Annotated in this window: 14 protein-coding genes; 10 read left to right on the top strand and 4 right to left on the bottom strand. The window is 39.1% G+C overall.

The features are described from left to right. Positions 1-15: 15 nt before the first annotated feature. From JI750_RS12970 to JI750_RS22210, 3 genes are all read right to left on the bottom strand, one after another. Positions 16-1,293 carry a restriction endonuclease subunit S gene (locus tag JI750_RS12970; protein ID WP_202002454.1) on the bottom strand — a complete coding sequence of 426 codons (1,278 nt, stop codon included), beginning with the start codon at positions 1,291-1,293 and terminating at the stop codon, positions 16-18. After that, complete coding sequence (locus JI750_RS12965; RefSeq protein WP_255566622.1) at positions 1,286-3,865, bottom strand: type I restriction-modification system subunit M; 2,580 nt, start codon at positions 3,863-3,865, stop codon at positions 1,286-1,288. The genes JI750_RS12970 and JI750_RS12965 overlap by 8 nt, the downstream gene beginning before the upstream one ends. 430 nt (positions 3,866-4,295) lie before the next feature. Next, a complete protein-coding gene (locus tag JI750_RS22210) occupies positions 4,296-4,517 on the bottom strand; it encodes a helix-turn-helix domain-containing protein (RefSeq protein WP_369410017.1) in 222 nt (73 codons plus the stop codon). A gap of 498 nt (positions 4,518-5,015) precedes the next feature. On the opposite strand from JI750_RS22210, the gene JI750_RS12960 reads away from it, so the two are divergent. The 9 genes from JI750_RS12960 to JI750_RS12920 all read left to right on the top strand — a co-directional run bounded on the left by JI750_RS12960 (position 5,016) and on the right by JI750_RS12920 (position 16,736). Beyond that, the gene (locus JI750_RS12960) at positions 5,016-7,238 is read left to right on the top strand and encodes a SusC/RagA family TonB-linked outer membrane protein (protein WP_202002448.1); all 2,223 of its coding nucleotides are present in this window, start codon (positions 5,016-5,018) and stop codon (positions 7,236-7,238) included. Positions 7,239-7,341: 103 nt separating this feature from the next. Continuing rightward, a complete protein-coding gene (locus JI750_RS12955) occupies positions 7,342-7,776 on the top strand; it encodes a thioredoxin family protein (protein WP_202002444.1) in 435 nt (144 codons plus the stop codon). A gap of 40 nt (positions 7,777-7,816) precedes the next feature. Next, complete coding sequence (locus JI750_RS12950) at positions 7,817-8,710, top strand: FAD:protein FMN transferase (RefSeq protein ID WP_202002441.1); 894 nt, start codon at positions 7,817-7,819, stop codon at positions 8,708-8,710. Further along, entirely contained in the window at positions 8,707-8,940 is a 234-nt protein-coding gene (locus JI750_RS12945) for a DUF4266 domain-containing protein (protein ID WP_202002438.1), read from the top strand. The genes JI750_RS12950 and JI750_RS12945 overlap by 4 nt, the downstream gene beginning before the upstream one ends. Positions 8,941-8,961: 21 nt before the next feature. After that, entirely contained in the window at positions 8,962-10,146 is a 1,185-nt protein-coding gene (locus JI750_RS12940) for a DUF3570 domain-containing protein (RefSeq protein WP_202002435.1), read from the top strand. Positions 10,147-10,449: 303 nt separating this feature from the next. Further along, positions 10,450-10,839, top strand: a complete 390-nt coding sequence (locus tag JI750_RS12935; protein WP_202002432.1) for a hypothetical protein — start codon at positions 10,450-10,452, stop codon at positions 10,837-10,839. Positions 10,840-10,999: 160 nt separating this feature from the next. Further along, on the top strand, positions 11,000-12,082 hold the full coding sequence (locus JI750_RS12930) for an efflux RND transporter periplasmic adaptor subunit (RefSeq protein ID WP_202002429.1): 1,083 nt from the start codon (positions 11,000-11,002) through the stop codon (positions 12,080-12,082). Between the two features lie 21 nt (positions 12,083-12,103). Next, on the top strand, positions 12,104-15,310 hold the full coding sequence (locus JI750_RS12925) for an efflux RND transporter permease subunit (RefSeq protein ID WP_202002426.1): 3,207 nt from the start codon (positions 12,104-12,106) through the stop codon (positions 15,308-15,310). Next, complete coding sequence (locus tag JI750_RS12920; protein WP_202002423.1) at positions 15,300-16,736, top strand: TolC family protein; 1,437 nt, start codon at positions 15,300-15,302, stop codon at positions 16,734-16,736. The genes JI750_RS12925 and JI750_RS12920 overlap by 11 nt, the downstream gene beginning before the upstream one ends. A 562-nt stretch (positions 16,737-17,298) precedes the next feature. Here the strand turns inward: JI750_RS12920 and JI750_RS22110 are convergent. Then, the gene (locus JI750_RS22110; RefSeq protein WP_255566620.1) at positions 17,299-17,424 is read right to left on the bottom strand and encodes a hypothetical protein; all 126 of its coding nucleotides are present in this window, start codon (positions 17,422-17,424) and stop codon (positions 17,299-17,301) included. Between the two features lie 363 nt (positions 17,425-17,787). Between JI750_RS22110 and JI750_RS12915 the strand changes: the two genes are divergently transcribed. Then, a complete protein-coding gene (locus JI750_RS12915; protein WP_109193328.1) occupies positions 17,788-18,081 on the top strand; it encodes a DUF6965 family protein in 294 nt (97 codons plus the stop codon). The last annotated feature ends 40 nt before the right edge of the window (positions 18,082-18,121 follow it).

Here is an 18,121-nt window from a genome sequence, read left to right as displayed (position 1 = left end):
AAGCATTCACATAATTTAATCTTGTGCCACAAACATTTTAGAAAAACAAGCTTTTTTGATGTTTTTTATTTTTTCTAATTGGCAATGATGAATATTGATTAGTTTATCCAGATTATTAAAATATGTACCAATCTTATATTGTTCATCCTCTGAATCAGGGTATTTAATATAAGTTTTTGCTAAGTTTGATTTACTTATTGAAAGCACCTTAGTTCCTTGAAATAATGGAACTAATGGTTGACGATATGAATTTGAATTAATATAATGCCCCAAATAAAAGGGTTTAATTTTTATTTTAGGTCTACAAACAATGGTGTGTAACCCAGCAACTATAAGCTCTTTGCCTATATTTGATATTTCAATTGCTTTTCCTACTGTAATATCTTCAGCTGCATCTGCAATTACTATATCGCCATTTTTTAACAATTGATTCGTGTAAGTAGAAATTTTACCTTCAGCTATGAAAGGAATATTTGTATTGGTTACATCTGTAATAGCGGTATACTTGACAAGTATATCGCCATAATGCACATTCTTGATTTCACCTTTCGTATTACTCAAATTTGCTCGAGACAATGTATTTGTAGGGATTGAACAATCAAAAGCTTCATTAAACGTAGATACTTTCCATGCTTTACTAAATCCTTTAAATCTAATTTCTGGCACATCAGCGCCATTTTTAGGAAACATTTTTTCAAGCATTACTTTTTTTATAATTCTAAGCTTTTCATATTTATGTTCATGAAATATTCTTAGGTCGTCCAAACGTTCAAAAAAAACGCCTATTTTTCTTTGTTCATTTAAAGATTTAGAAAGTTTCACTTCAATAGACAACAGGTTTTCAGGACTAACAGATTGTCGTTTTACTACCGTACCTTCTTCATACTGCAAAGCTTTTAATTTGAACTTTTCACTTTTCACAATTAATTCCATAAAAGAAGGCTCTTCTTCTGTTGTAAAAGTTACATAAATTGGAGATATTACCCCTCTTCCATGTTTGTTTCTATCTATTGCTCCATATTTAAGATTAGAAGGGTTATATACAATATCATTAAATTCGGTTAGTTTATAAATCTTATTTTCTTGGTCTAAAGTTAAATGATCTCTATTGTTAGATTTCCTTTCGCTTCTATCTATAACACCTTGACCCGAAGCAAATGCTAAAATGGGAGCATTTTCAGAAATTTTTTGCATTTCTTTACGTTCAGTTAAGGACTCGCCCAATTCTTGGTTTTTCCAATCCTCCGTAAATCCTTTAAACCGAATTGCTGGATTTTTATTACTCTTATCCATTTAGCAAGGTTTTAAATTCGTTTAGTCCTTTCATATCAAAATCATTACCTTCTAACTCGTCAATCAATTGTGCTAAAGTATTTTCTGCTTCATTTATTTGTTGGGCAACCTCTGCATAGGTAGTGCTGTATTTGTCTGCCAAAGCTTGTACTTTGGTAGTCAGTTCTTCTACTGTAGTTTTAGTTAAATTGTTTAAAGAAGCTATTATAGGATTTATCCATTTTAGTTCTAGCAATTCATACACTTGCGCTTCGGTAAGGGTTTCTATAGTGGTTTTAGTCTCTAAGTGCAATTGCGCTTGGGCTATTTTAAGTGCCTTTTTTAGCTCTTTTTCTTCGGTAATTAGCGTTTCTACTTTTAATATAGTAGCTTCGTAAGAGTCTTTTTCTACTGGAGCGTTTTTCTTGCTATCGGCTTTTATTTGTTTAGCTAGTTTTATAACCTCAGCATTTACAAAGCCGTCTTTGGCTTCGTTTACTGTATCTTCTTCTTTATCATCTTCGGTTAATTGCTCTAGTAGTTCCTCGTATATGGCTGTAATTTCAACAAGTCGGTTTTCATTTTGCTGTACATTTTGTAAAGCTTCTTTTAAGTATGTTTCTTGTACCAATGGGAACGGCATCACGCGCCCTTTCCAACCTTCTTGTATTTCTATTTCTTTGCCGTCTTTCTTTTTGAGTACCATATTTGGGTCAACTATTTTGGTGGCCACAAAACCTTCGGTTTGTATGATTTCTAAATCTACTTTTATGGCTTCCCATTGGTCGTCTAATAATTGGTAGGCTTCGTATTGATCTATTAGCGCAATGGGCTCTAATCTTTTAAACATATTATTTCCTAGTATCTCTTCTTGTCTAGGAACATGTACCGTGAGCATATTGTCTAAAAGTTCTTTTTTTAAGAAAGCATCAAAATTCTCGAAGGACGTATTGAATTTTTCTTTAAAAGCGGTAACGCTGGGATGTTGGTGAATCACTTTATTGATGTCCGCTACTTTTAAATTGGCATTGACTTCAGAAGTTGTAGCAAACAAGGTTTCTCTTAAATTAGGGAAAGCATTCCAATAATCGGTAAGTTCGTCTATTTCGTTTACCGGAATACCGCCAAACATAGAAGCGTAAATATCCCAACTTTCGGCATTTGCTGATGAATCTACATATCTCGGAATATTTAAGTTGTATTCGTTTTCTCTGATGGTATCACGTTCTACTAATTTGGCAAACTTTGGTGTCGTTTGTCTGTCACGGACTGTATCGGCAATACGTTTGATATCTGAGGCTCTTAACTTATTGTTTTTACCCTCTTTAATGAATCCTTTTGAGGCATCAATAATAAGAATATCAGTATTTTGTCGTACTTGTTTTAGCACAATAACTACTGTTGGAATCCCTGTACCAAAGAAAATACTTGGTGGCAAGCCAATAATAGCATCAATATGATTGGCTTCAATCAATTTTTTTCGAATGGATCCTTCTTCACCACCACGGAACAAAACGCCGTGCGGTAATACTATGGTCATAATACCATCGGGTTTTATGTGAAATAAATCGTGCAGTAAGAAAGCGAAATCGGCTTTTGATTTTGGTGCTAATCCAAAGCGTGCATAACGAGCGTCGGAATCCTTGTAGGTAGGATCCCATTTTTGCGAATACGGCGGATTGGATACCACAGCATCTACATATAGCGCACTGTAGGAGTGGATTGCATCGTTTTCATCAAAATATGGCCAGTCGTCTTCTAGTGTATCCCCATTCCGAGTAACAATATTATTGACATTGATATCTCGCATGATCAAATTCATACGAGTCAAGTTATAGGTGTTCTTTTTTAATTCTTGGGCATAATATTTAATGTTGTTTTTATTCTGCATGTGCTTGGCAACACTAGCTCCAATGTTGATAAGCAATGATCCTGAACCACTACAAGAATCGTAAATTTGTATTTCTTTTCGATCCTTTAAATGATTGGAAATAATTTCGGATAATAAAACAGAAACCTCGTGCGGCGTATAGAATTCCCCTGCTTTTTTACCTGCATTAGCGGCAAATTTTTCAATAAGATATTCGTAGATAAAGCCCAATACATCATATCCTTGATTGCCATCCATAGGAATGTCTTTGATTAAATGCAAGAGATCACTAATAGCCTTAGTTTGTTTGGCAGCACTATCTCCGAGTTTGCTTAATCCAGTTTCTAGTGTTTCAAAAATCCCATCAAATAACTTTTTATGTGCTGGACTAATCAAACGACTAAAAGCAGAAAGTCCTTCCCTTACATTAGAAACGTCAAAGTCTTTGCCTGACTTTATCCAAGTAGAGAATAAATTGTCATAAGCAATAAAGTAGCCAATATTTTGTTTGATATGGTCAACCGTTTCACTATCAATTTCCGAAAGTGATTTTATATCATTTTCAGTAAAGTCTTCCTCTTTACAATATTGTAGTTCTTTGTCTGACAAGTATTTATAAAAAATAAAGCCTAAAATGTAATCTTTATATTCATTTGCCTCAATCTTGGATCGCATCTGGTTTGCTGATTCCCAAATTTTGGCAGCAAGTTGTTGTTTATTCATGTTTTTTTTTTATTTAAAACAATTGTTAGCTTCTATTAAAATTGTATCAATAGATTCACAATGTAATGTACAATAATACAAAAAAGCAAACAAAATAAAGGAGAGGAAGGCCATAAACAATTTAGTATAATTAAATAAGTATTACTTAGAAATGATAAACAACAAAAGCATAATTCAATTTTTAACCTTCTTGTATCTCAACTCCCATTAACTCATCTCGTTCTCACCTATAATAAAACTTTCCCTTGCATCCAAACCCAACAATCCATATTACAATTGCTCCAAATATCTATACCACTCCATAACCATAATTTTGAAACCTGTAATTTTAAGATTTTAAAAAAAATCAGTATAGTATGAAATTTTGGAATTGCATAAATTAATTTTAATGCATTAAATAAAAAAAGATGCCACAAGCATCTTATATATTTTACAAATCCATTAATTTAAAAAAATCCGAAAGTTTTAGGTTTCTTGCCTCACAAATTTTTTTAATCGTTATGAAACTGATGTTATAATTAGAATCATTTTTTATACTCCTAACCGTTTTTTCATCAAGATTATGTTCAACAGCAAAAGAACTCTGGGATTTAGCTTTGCTAACCCATTCGTTCTTTATAAAGTCGACAATAATACGGTTTGTACTCTTCATAGTAACAAAGTAAATTCGAAGAGGACAAAATAATTCGGATTAAAATCCGAATTACAAAATATTTTGTTATATTTGTTCATAATAAATTATATTTGCGACTCTTCACATAAAAATATTTGAAGCATTCGCTTTGAATCTCGTTTTCAAAAACTGGTAATTTTTAAACGCTCGAGATGATAAGTAAGATGCTCACGTCTTATGGCGTGGGCTCACTTATTCGTGCGTAGGGTATACCAGTACCTTGAAAGCGTTTAAGATGAGTTCCGCGCCTTTTTATATGCAAAAAACTCATATAATTCTTAGCAATTTCTTCTTGTATTTTAAAGGTTTCGTATCATGTTAAACTCTTAAAATATATTGCCTGTGTATTAAAAAAATCATTTATGCCTTTCTAAGAGTTTTCTCAGTGCATAAAAATGGCCCTCTAGTTCAGCGACCAAACTTACTTAGAGGACCTTAGCTAATCAAAGATCCATTTAATTAACCAATTCCAATATTATGAATTATTTTTCATTTTACAAGGATGGGAAAGCTCTTTATTGCCTATTTTTTACAGGCTTTCTGTTGTCTTTCTCCTCCTCAATTGCTGGAAATACCAAAAGGCATTTCAACCCCAATTTTCAACAACATCAGGTTCAAGGCATTGTCTCAGATGGCAGTTCTCCACTGCCCGGTGTAACCATTTCCTTAAAAGGCAGATCAAAAACTGCAACAATCACAGACTACAACGGTCAATACATTATTGATGCATCTGCTCGCGATACGCTGGTAGTTTCCTTTATCGGTTTCAAGAGCGCTATAATTCCAATTGCAGGACGTTCTAAAATAAAAATTACCCTACAGTACGATACCACAACTCTTCAGGAAGTGCGTGTGAATGCCGGATACTATTCAGTAAAGGAAAGCGAACGTACAGGAAGCATTGCACGAATAACTTCAAAAGATATCGACACGCAGCCTGTCACGAATGTACTGGCAACAATGCAGGGACGTATGGCAGGGGTCAATGTTACCCAAACAACGGGAACGCCCGGCGGAGGTTTTGAAATCCAGATCCGTGGACGCAACAGCATCCGCACTGATGCGAATGCACCCTTGTATATTATCGATGGAGTCCCATATGCTTCCGAAGCTATCGGATATGCACAAACCTCAACTGTATTTCCCACGGTAACAAGCCCTTTAAACAGCATAGACCCTAATACAATTGAAAGTATTGAAGTGCTTAAGGATGCCGATGCAACTGCAATCTATGGCTCCAGAGGAGCTAATGGCGTAGTGCTTATAACAACCAAGAAAGGGAAAGAGGGGAAAACTAAATTTGATTTTAGCGCTTCCACCGGTGCCGGATCAGTTACACGATTTATGAAATTAATGAACACGCAGCAATATCTGGACATGAGACGTCAGGCTTTTCGCAATGACGGTATTGACAGTTATCCTGCTGCAGATTACGATATTAACGGCACATGGGACCAAAACCGTTATACTGACTGGCAAAAGGAGCTTATAGGCGGGACATCCGTCATAACAGAACTGCGTGGAAATGTTAGTGGGGGCTCTCAGTACACGCAGTTTCTAGTTAGCGGAAGCTATTATTCGCAATCAACTGTGTTTCCTGGAGATTTTTTATATAAAAAAGGAAATTCGCATGTGAATTTGAACCATCAGTCTGCAGATGACAAGTTTCGTTTGGTGTTTTCTGCGGGATACACGGTGCAGAATAATAATCAGCCGGCTTTTGATCTAACCGCGACATCTACAACCCTTGCGCCTAATGCCCCCACTTTATATGATGCTTCAGGAAACCTTAATTGGGAAAACGGAACATGGAACAATCCGCTGGCCAATCAGCAGGCAGAAAATAAATCCACAACGAAAGATCTTGTAGCCAACACTGTTTTATCTTATGAAATAGTTTCAAATCTAACCTTAAAAAGCAACTTTGGCTATACAGATCTACAACATGTGGAAAGCCGTACAAACCCTTCCACAATTTATAATCCTTCTTTTGGAATAACCAGCGCGAATTCCACTTTATACCTCAATAATAGCAAGCGCAGCTCATGGATTATTGAGCCTCAGCTAAACTGGAAAAAAGAATTCGGAAAAGGCAAGCTTGATATTCTGTTGGGCGGCACTTTTCAGCAAAGGAATGCTTCCCGCCTGTTTCAGTCAGGATCTGGATTCGCTGCAGGCGCGCTTTCTATGGCGGCGGGTGAATATGTATCTGTCAGCTCGCAGGCAGATATTGAGCAGGCAGACCTGAAAAGAGAAAAAACAGCACTTCAGACCGCCCCTGAAGAAGAGCTTGAAGAACTTGCGGCGATCTACACCCAAAGGGGGCTCAGTGAAGAACTTGCCAGAGCGGTCGCTGTGCAGCTGACGGCTCATAATGCCCTTGAAGCCCATGCAAGGGATGAACTCGGGATCAATGAAATTACCCAGGCCAATCCATTTATGGCTGCTTTTGCATCAGCAGTTTCCTTTACCATCGGCGGATTATTTCCTCTTCTTGTCGCCATTTTTGCCCCTATAAATCAGATGGTCTTCTACCAGTATGGCTGCTCTATCCTGTTTCTGGCATTTTCCGGCTTTTTGGCCGCAAGGGCCGGAGGGTCAAAAATCTTCACTGCAGTGCTCCGCATCTGCATCTGGGGAACTTTTGCGATGGCCGCATCGGCGCTGGTCGGCTATATATTCGGGGTGCAGACTTCATAATTTTTTTTCATTTAAGATTTAAGCCAATCTTAAGCAATTAGAAAAAATAAGAAACCGCTCAATTCGTTATTTCGTATATATCCAAAAAAAAAAAAAACTGCAAATGAAGCTCATTACATTACTGCTGCTGGTGACGGTTCTGCCCATAAATTGGGAACCTGACTTTGCTAATGCAAAAAAAACTGCAAAAGAAAAACATGAATTAATCCTGTTGAACTTCTCGGGCTCGGACTGGTGCGGCCCCTGCATTGCAACACGCAGGGACTATTTTGAAAGTCCCGGCTTTACAGCTATGGCAAATGAAAATTTAGTACTGGTCAATGCTGATTTTCCCAGAAAAAAGAAAAATATGGGATCTGCACAACAGATTAAACGAAATGAAGATTTAGCGGAAATCTACAACAAGGAAGGCAGCTTTCCCTTAACGCTGCTTCTGGATGCTGAGGGCAGGGTAATCAAAACCTGGCATGGAAAACCCGAAAAAACACCCGATGAGTGGACTGCCGAAATAAAAGCGATCTGTGAGAGCCGAAAATAACATTCCAAAAACACAGAAGTATTCCCAGTCCCTAAAACTGATGGGAAACAGCTTTACCATTACCGTTGTGGCTGAGAATCAAAGGACGGGTAATGGGTACATCAATCTGGCCGTTGACGAAATACGGCGGATCGAAAAACTTCTGACTACCTATAAAGAGGACAGCCAGACCAATCTGATCAATGACAATGCCGGAATCAGGCCCGTGAGTGTAGATCTGGAAGTTTTTAATTTAATTGAAAGAAGCATCGGGATTTCGGCAATTACCCAGGGCGCTTTTGATATCTCTTACGGGAGCATTGACAAAAGCCTTTGGAATTTTGACAAATCCATGGCTAAGCTCCCCGATGCCCGTACAGCACTTAAAATGGTGCATCTTATCAATTACCGCAATATTATCCTGGACAGGGAAAATACCGCGGTATATCTAAGGGAGAAAGGCATGCGGATCGGTTTTGGAGGCATTGGAAAAGGCTATGCTGCAGAAATGGCCAAACAGGTGCTTTTAAGACACAATGTACAGAGCGGCATTATCAATGCCAGCGGTGACCTCTGCGCCTGGGGACTGCAGCCAAACGGGCAAAAATGGACCATCGGCGTGGCCGATCCCGAATGGCCAAACGCTGCATTCTCTTATATGGAAATATCCGACAGGGCTGTGGCCACCTCGGGCAATTATGAAAAATATATAACAATCGACGGCAAAAAATACTCCCATACCATTGACCCAAAAACAGGACTGCCGATAACCGGGATAAAAAGCGTGACCATCATAGCTCCGAACGCGGAATTTGCAGATGCCATGGCCACGCCTATAGCCGTTATGGGCATTAAAGCAGGACTGTTTTTAATAGATCAGATACCGGATCTATATTGTATCATCATAGACGAAGGCAACAAAATTTACACTTCAAAAAACATTAACCTGAAATGAGAAAGCCAAAACAAAAAAGCCTGAAACTGCTCTGCAGCATTGCTCTAACAGGCATTCTGCTATGCTCCTGCTCCCCGGTAAAGGAATACCAGAAGGGAAAAATAAACGATTCTGAAATGGTGCTTTCCAACAGAAAAATCGAGAAGACAGAACTTAGTTTTCAATCCTACCGAGAGGGAGCTTCCGGGGCAAATTCAGGAAAAAGCGGCGGCGGATGCGGCTGCAATTAACAGCAAAATCAAAAATCAAAAATGAAAAGAAAATTCATTACCGGATTTACCCTGCTGATGCTCTTTCAGGCAAGGGCGCAGGATACTGCTTCTGATTCCACGTCCTATAAGAGCAGGAAATTAAAACTCGAAGAAGTGAACCTTGTCTCCAGCTATTACAAGCAGGACGGGAACAATTCTGCCGTTACCGGGGGCATCGGATCCGAGCACCTGACCGATATAGCCAACACCATCGATGTGAAACTGGTAAAATACGGACAGACCGGAATCAGGCATACCTTTGATATAGAAGCCGGGATTGACCATTATACTTCCGCCTCTTCGGATATGATTGACTTGAGCGCCAATTCATCGGCCTCTTCTTCAGACAACCGCTTCTACCCTTCGCTGAACTATCTAAGGGAAAATGAACAGAAAGGCAGAACAATCGGAATCGGGGTTTCATCCTCTACAGAGTTTGACTACCAGTCATTTGGGGGCAATATCAGCTTTTCCCAGAAGACAAAAGACCGAAATGGGGAATTCACCGCTAAATTCCAGACCTTTATAGACCAGCTCAAACTGATTGAACCCGTTGAACTGCGTACTCCGGGAAGTGATGGATATGGAAGCGCCGGCCGAAATACCTTTGCGGGAACCCTGAGCTATTCGCAGATCATAAACAAAAACCTTCAGGTGATGCTGGTGGGTGATCTCATCAGCCAGAACGGGTATTTAAGCCTTCCCTTCCACAGGGTTTATTTCGCAGACGGGTCGGTGCACCAGGAAAAAATGCCTGATACCAGACTCAAAATTCCCCTGGGAATCAGGGCCAGCTATTTCTTAGGCGATAACATGATCATAAGGGCATATTATCGATATTATACCGATGACTGGAGCCTTAAGGCGCATACCGCAGATCTGGAAATTCCCGTAAAACTGACACAGGCTTTTTCGCTGAGCCCGTTTTACAGATATTATACCCAGACCGGCACCAAATATTTCAAACCTTACGCAGAACATACTGGCGCGGACGAATACTACACCAGCAACTATGATCTGTCGAAGTTTGACAGCAGTTTTTTCGGAATGGGAATGAAGTTCACCCCGCCAAATGGTATTTTCGGCCTTAAACACTGGAACACTCTGGAGGTCCGTTACGGCCATTACACCAGAACCACAAATATGACATCTGATATTATCAGCATCAATATCAAATACAAATAGCATTTAATTATCAAATCAATAATCAAAGCCCAATGCATAGCATTGGGCTTTTCAATTAGTGCAGTAACAGCAAAATTGAAAACAGAACTGCCTTGTCCAGTAAATTGAGCTGCCTGCAAATACGCATAAAGCAAAGATGAAAATTTGAACATCTTCTTTTTATTGATCTATTCTAACTATGCGCCCGTAAAAAAAATAATATTGTAAAAACAAGAACCTGATAATGCGAAAATAATATTTTCACTAATTAATAAATCCCGGCAATTGTTTTTATTGCACCGTTTGTTTAAATTTGTGGCTATTATGAAAAATTGGTGCACTAAACTCTTCATTTCAATTGTCATTCTTCTAAATGGATATGGCAGCGCTTATGCACACCATAATATTGTAATTTTCAAAAAGTTCTCATTCTGCACTCTTGTAAATAATGTTCATAATGAACCGGAATTAAATCGAGGACGCTCATTTGAATCTTTTAAAAGAAAAATATGCCTTTTTGATAATGAAGAAAATGAAGACAATTTTTCTGCAGCTCAAAAACAGCCTGCAAAAAATAACTACTTTTTAATTTTTCACAGCACCAATCATTTTGTCCATTCAGCGACTGCTTTTACCCAAAAAGTGAATGGCCGCAAAATCTTCAGTTTACTTGATAATAAAGTATATCTGCTGTTTCAGGTTTTCCGAATTTGATTTTTAAGGCTATTGCTGCTCAATAGCTCACTGCTTTATTGTTTTTATCCGCTGTAGGCTTTAATTAGAAAATAGACGGACAAGAACTCCTATGGTCTGTTTCTAAAGGCCTTTTTACCTAAAAATCAAAAATAAATTACGTTTTAACGCTGAAATAATTATGAAGAGAATTTTCATGATCATGAGTCTGTGCGCCTTAGTTTTGGCAGGCTGCAATTCTAAAAAAGAAGAAGAAAAAGAGGAAAAAACCAAATTTCTGGTTACCAATCCAATCGAAAAGGATACTACCATTACAAAAGATTATGTATCTCAGATACATTCCATCCAGCATATCGAAATAAGAGCCCAAGAACGCGGTTATCTTGAAAAAATTTATGTCGACGAAGGCCAGATGGTTAAAAAAGGACAGCTGTTATTTAAAATCATGCCTGCACTTTATGAAGCCGAATTAAAAAAATCCAAAGCAGAGGTAAGTTTCAGCTCAATTGAATACCAGAATGCTAAAAAATTGGCCGATGAAAAAGTGGTTTCTCCAAACGAACTGGCAATGGCCAAAGCAAAACTGGAAAAAGCAGATGCAGAAATGGCTTTAAGCAAAGTCCATCTTCAGTTTACAGAAATCAGAGCGCCTTTTGACGGAATCATAGATAAGTTTCATGTACGTCAGGGAAGTTTGGTCGATGAAGGAGAACTGCTGACAGAACTGGCAGATAATAGCTCGATGTGGGTGTATTACAATGTTCCTGAATCTGAATATCTGGACTATCAGGAGAAAACTGGAAAAACTGGAAAAATGAAAGTCAATCTCTTGATGGCCAATAATAAAAAATTCCAATATCCAGGAGTTGTAGAAACCATTGAAGCCGACTTTGACAATGAAACAGGAAACATCCCTTTTAGAGCTACTTTCCCTAACCCAAAAAGATTATTGAGACACGGAGAAACAGGAAGCATCCAGATGCCTATAGAACTGAAAAATGCTATGCTGATACCTCAAAAAGCCACATTTGAGGTTTTAGATAAAAAATATGTATATGTAATTGACAAAAACAATGCTGTAAAATCCAGAGAGGTTGTTATTGCTGCCGAGATGCCTCACCTATTTGCAATAAAAGAAGGCTTGTCTGTTGATGATAAAATACTTTTAGAGGGGCTTCGTCTTGTAAAAGAAAACCAGAAAATAGATTACCAAGTGGTAAAACCCCAGTCGGTTATGTCCAATTTAGAACTGTATGCAGAATAACCGAATCTAAAAAAAGAACACATGTTTAATAAATTTATACATAGACCCGTTTTTGCAATTATAATTTCGATTATAATTGTCTTTATAGGTACGCTGTCCATCAGACAGCTCCCTATATCGCAATTCCCTGAAATTGCACCCACAACCGTAAATATCTTTATCGCTTATCCGGGAGCAAGTGCCGATGTACTGGTTAAATCGACTTTAATCACCTTGGAGAATTCCCTTAACGGCACGCAAGGCGTGCGTTACATGGCGACAGATGCAACGAGTGCCGGAGAAGCAACTCTTAGAATCATATTTGAACCAGGAACAGATCCTAATGAAGCTGTAATCAGGGTAAAAACAAGGGTAGATCAGGTAATGCCATTATTACCTGAACTGGTTCAGCGTGAAGGGGTTGTCATTACTCCTATTCAGCCCAGTATGCTGATGTACGTGAACCTTTATTCGAAAAGCAAAAGCATGGATGAGAAGTTTCTCTACAACTATGCCGATGTGAAAATGATTCCTGAAATCAGCCGTGTTAAGGGTGTGGCAAGAACCCAGATATTAGGAAGCCGCAAATATGCCATGCGTGTATGGCTTAATCCGGACAGAATGAGGGCTTATAAAATTTCTGTTGAAGAAGTGATGCAGGCGCTTCAGGAACAAAGCATCATCGGCCGTCCAGGCCGATTAGGGCAGAGTTCCGGTATTGCCGCACAATCTTTAGAATATGTACTGACTTATAAAGGCAGGTACGACGAACCTAAAGAATATGAAAATGTAATTGTACGCGCCAATTCAGAAGGAGAAAGCATTCGCCTGAAAGATATTGCAAAAGTCGAATTAGGAAGCGAATTCTTTGATATTTATTCGAACCTGGACGGTCATCCTTCTGCCGCTATTGTACTGAAACAAAACTATGGAAGTAACGCGAGTGATGTAATTCGCGACGTGAAAGCAAAACTGGAAGAAATGAAAGCGGGTTTTCCTCCAGGAATGGATTATAAAATCAGCTACGACGTTTCGCAGTTCTTAGATGCTTCTATTGATCAGGTTGTCCATACGCTAAGAGATGCCTTCATTTTGGTTGCTTTGGTTGTATTTATATTTTTAGGAGACTGGCGTTCGACTTTAATCCCGATTATTGCCGTTCCCGTATCTTTAGTTGGAGCTTTCTTTGTAATCCAAATGTTTGGAATGTCAATCAACCTGGTAACGCTGTTTTCTTTGGTATTGGCAATCGGAATTGTGGTCGACAATGCGATTGTCGTCGTCGAGGCGGTCCATGCCAAGTTTGAAGAATTTCCGCATATTACGCCGTATCATGCCGTTAAATTAGTATTGGGCGAAATTGGAGGCGCCATTATTGCCATTACAGCTGTTATGGTTTCCGTTTTTATTCCCGTTTCCTTTATGTCGGGACCGGTGGGAACCTTCTACAGACAGTTTTCGGTTACCATGTCCAGCTCGATTATCATTTCTGCTATTGTAGCTTTGACCCTTACCCCTGTTCTCTGTGCCATTCTTTTGAAAAACAACCATGGAAAAGAGAAAAAAGGAAATATCCTGACAAAATCGCTTGATGCTTTCAACAGATGGTTTGAAAGGCTTACAGGCCGTTATGTTGCTGTTTTAAAAACAATCGTAAGCCGAAGAGTATTGACTTTTGGAATCCTGATTGCATTCTGCGCTTTCATTTTTATAGAGAACAAAGTGCTTCCATCCGGGTTTATTCCGAGCGAAGATCAGGGAACCATTTACGGAATCATCCAGACGCCTCCCGGCGCAACTTTGGAAAGAACCAATCAGGTCGCTCAGAAACTGCAGAAAATCTGCGAAAGTGTTGAAGGAGTTGAATCGGTTTCTTCTTTGGCGGGTTACGAAATCATGACCGAAGGTCGCGGCTCTAATGCCGGAACCTGTCTGATTAACTTAAAATCATGGTCTGACAGGAAACATTCTGTAACCCAAATCATGGAAGAACTGGAGAAGAAATCAAAAGATCTGGGGGCTGTTGTGGAGTTTTTTGAACCGCCCGCAATTCCAGGATTTGGTTCTTCAGGAGGTTTCTCTATGCGTCTATTAGACAAAACGACGAGTACCAATTATCAGGAATTTGATAAAATCAACAAGCAGTTTATGGCCGAGCTGGGAAAACGTAAAGAGCTTTCTGGCTTGTTTACTTTCTTCGCCGCCAATTATCCGCAGTATGAGTTGGAGATCAATAACGATCTGGCTATGCAGAAAGGCGTTTCTATCGGCAAGGCAATGGAAAACCTGAATATCTTAATCGGAAGCACCTACGAACAGGGATTCATCAAATTTGGAAGATTTTTTAAACTATACGTGCAATCGGATCCAAAATTCAGAAGGCTGCCATCAGATGTGTTGAATCTTTTTGTGAAAAATGATCATGGAGAAATGGTGCCTTATTCTGCCTTTATGACGCTTAAAAAAACGCAGGGGCCTAATGAGATCACGCGTTACAACATGTACAATTCTGCCGCTATTCAGGGGCAGCCTGCAAGCGGCTATACCACAGCAGACGCGATTAAGGCGGTGCAGGAAACAGCTGCAAAAACGCTTCCGAAAGGTTATGATATTGCATGGGAAGGGCTTTCTTACGATGAAGCCGGCAGAGGAAACGAATCGATCTATATCTTTTTAGTGGTATTGGCTTTCGTTTACTTTGTACTAGCGGCGCAATATGAAAGCTTTATTATTCCATTGTCTGTAATTTTATCTATTCCTGTTGGAATTTTAGGCTCTTTTGTCATTCTGCAGATTATGGGCCTGCAAAACGATATTTATGCCCAGGTCGGATTGATCATGCTGGTTGGACTGCTGGGTAAAAATGCCGTACTGATAGTTGAATTTGCTGTCCTCAAGCACCAGCAGGGCGCCACAATACTGGAAGCGGCTATTGAAGGCGCCAAAGTTCGTTTCAGACCGATCTTAATGACATCTTTTGCCTTTATTGCCGGTTTGATTCCGTTAATCTTTGCTTCTGGAGCCGGTGCAATCGGAAACAGGACCATCGGTGGATCTGCACTTGGAGGAATGCTTTTCGGAACCATTTTCGGAGTAATCATAGTTCCTGGACTATATTACATTTTTGGCTCATTGGCCGAGGGCCGAAAACTAATTAAAGGAGAAGAAGAAAGTTCATTGTCTGATGATTTCATGCATCATGTAGATGATTTTTCAACAAACAATCAAACTCAGGAAAATGAAGAATAACAGAAATATAAAATACGCAGGTCTTGCCTGCGTAATGCTCTCTATAGCGGGCTGTAAGACGGCTTCTATTGCAGAGAAAACAGAAAACAGGACAGTACCCGAAAACTATGCCGATAATGGTTTAGATACGCTTAACACTGGAAAAGTAAAGTGGAGAAGCTATTTTACGGATGAAAATCTAGAAAACCTGATTGATATTGCACTGAAAAACAATCAGGAATTGAATATTACGCTTCAAGAAATCGAAATTGCAAAAAGCGAAGTAAAAGCCAGAAAAGGTGAATACCTGCCATTTGTTGGCTTTAGCGCTGGTGCTGATCTAACCAAGTCCGGAAGGTATACAAGCACAGGTTCAGGCGAGGCAACAACCGAGATTATGCCTGGCAGAGAAACGCCCGATCCGCTTCCCAATTATCGTTTTGCCCTTACTTCAAGCTGGGAAATAGATATTTGGAACAAACTGCATAATGCAAAAAAAGCCGCTTTAAACCGATATTTAGGTTCCATCGAAGGAAAGAATTTTGTAATTACCAATTTAATTGCAGAAATAGCCGATTCGTACTACGAGCTTCTAGCTTTGGATAATCAGTTGGAAATTATCAAACAAAATATTGATATCCAGACCAATGCTTTAAGAGTTGTAAAAATACAGAAGGAGGCTGCCCGAGTAAACGAACTGGCTGTACGAAGATTTGAAGCGCAGATTTTAAGCACTCAGAGCCTTCAGTTTGATATTCAGCAGCAGATAACCGAAACGGAAAATAAAATCAATTTCCTGTTGGGACGTTTTCCCCAGAAAATTACCAGAAGCAGCAATACTTTCAGCACTATAACTCCAGCAGATGTTCATGCCGGAGTGCCTTCTCAGCTTTTAGAAAATCGTCCCGATATTAAAAAAGCCGAAATGGAACTAATCGCTGCAAAACTGGATATTAAAGCCGCTAAAGCTAAATTTTATCCTTCGCTGGGCATTTCTGCTGGAATCGGATACGAGGCTTTTAACACTAAATATTTGCTGACTTCTCCAGAATCTCTATTATATTCTATAGCTGGCGATTTAGTAGCTCCTTTGATTAACAGAAATGCAATTAAAGCAGAATACTTTACTGCTGGCGCTAAACAGATTCAGGCTGTTTACAATTATGAGAGAACATTGATAAACGCTTATGTTGAAGTGGCCAACCAATTGTCTAAAATCCAGAATACGGCAAAAAGCTATGACTTAAAGTCAAAGCAGGTGCAGGCTTTAAATGAGTCTATTCAAATATCAAACAACCTATTTAGTTCTGCCAGGGCAGATTATATGGAAGTTTTATTGACCCAGAAAGACGCTTTAGAATCTAAGTTTGAACTTATTGAAACCAAAAAACAGCAGATGAACGCCTTTGTAAATGTTTACAGAGCACTCGGAGGCGGCTGGAATTAATAGTTTTCATTTTTATTTTTGAAAAGGAGACCTGTTAAATAACAGGCCTCCTTTTCTGCTTACCGCTTAGTCTAGGATCAAATCTAAATCTAATCCAGCTGTATAATTCCTTAGCATAAGCCATCCAAGCGATAGAGTCTGTCCACAATCTCCCTCTGCAACTATTATGATTTTATCAGCTCTTGCCCATTTTCAGATGCCGTTAAAAAATACTTTCCATCTTTACCAGCTCTATCAGCGCCATTTTTTTATTAATACAACTAAACAGGCTTTTATTCAAAGAATACGTTTCTATGCAAAAGATAAACTATCCGTTTGATATTGGTCTGTAAACAGCCGATAATCTGATCACCACTTAAATTTTCCAGCCTCATGACTCTGATTATTTATTGCCGCTCAACTGAGGCAAAAACTAGGTTTTATTCCCATTCTCAAAAGCCTGCAAAACAGCTGTGCGGAAAAAGAAATAAACCAATTTTCAGCTCCGGTCGAACAACAATCAATAAGTATGGACTAATACTTTTATCTAAACCAAATTTACATAGCCAATGGAGGACAGACATTACATATAGAAAGCCAATTTCTTCAAATCATCCAAAAATGATGCTGTAATTTGTCCTGTCCCCGTCACAAAGCCAAATGGCGCCAATTGAAGAGAATTGGTGCCATTTCTTTTTTTAAGTGACAACTCGTAATTTTTAATTAAGCAAAGAGATGTCAATATTTAACTCTCCAAAAACAAAACTCACCATACAGCTGCCCCTAGCCCCGATAGCAGCGGAAATCCTTCTGCGCCGGTGTTCGGCGCAGAAGATTGCAGCGAATAGCGGGAAAAAGCTCCAAAAAAAAACCAACTCTAAAAACTAAACCTAAAAACCAGCCCTAAAAAATAACATCATACAAACCCTTCAATAAATAAATAAATAAATAAACAGAGCCAGTCCGGTGACTGCCAGGCCCCTTGAAAAAAACGCAGAAACACCAAAAAAAATCCCGCGCCGCCTCCCCCGCATCCCTTGACAGGACATCACTTTTTGCCTAATTTTGCCCTATGAACCCTGAAGAGATAAAAAGATATTTTGAGCATAATCCGCCTCCGAAAGAAGTAAGGCTTACCGAGTGGGCCAATATCACCGATACCCAGGTATTCCTAAGGAGCTGCTATTTGACCATCAGAAACTTCAGCGGACCTGTGGAGAGATGCCCCGCGTGGTGGCACCTGAGGGATTTTTATCTTCTCATGAAAAAAACGCCGCAACTGAATTCTGCAGCATCCCAGGAGAATCCTTCAGCAGAACAAGCTATGCCAGCAGAAGAAAATAGCATTCAAGAAACAGGTCATTAGCCGGCTAGTAGAAGACCTGCCGAAAAATGGATTGATTTAT

The sequence above is a fragment of the Flavobacterium tagetis genome, assembly GCF_016735615.1.
Taxonomy (GTDB): Bacteria; Bacteroidota; Bacteroidia; order Flavobacteriales; family Flavobacteriaceae; genus Flavobacterium; species Flavobacterium tagetis.
This window is presented reverse-complemented; position numbering and strand designations above follow the sequence as displayed.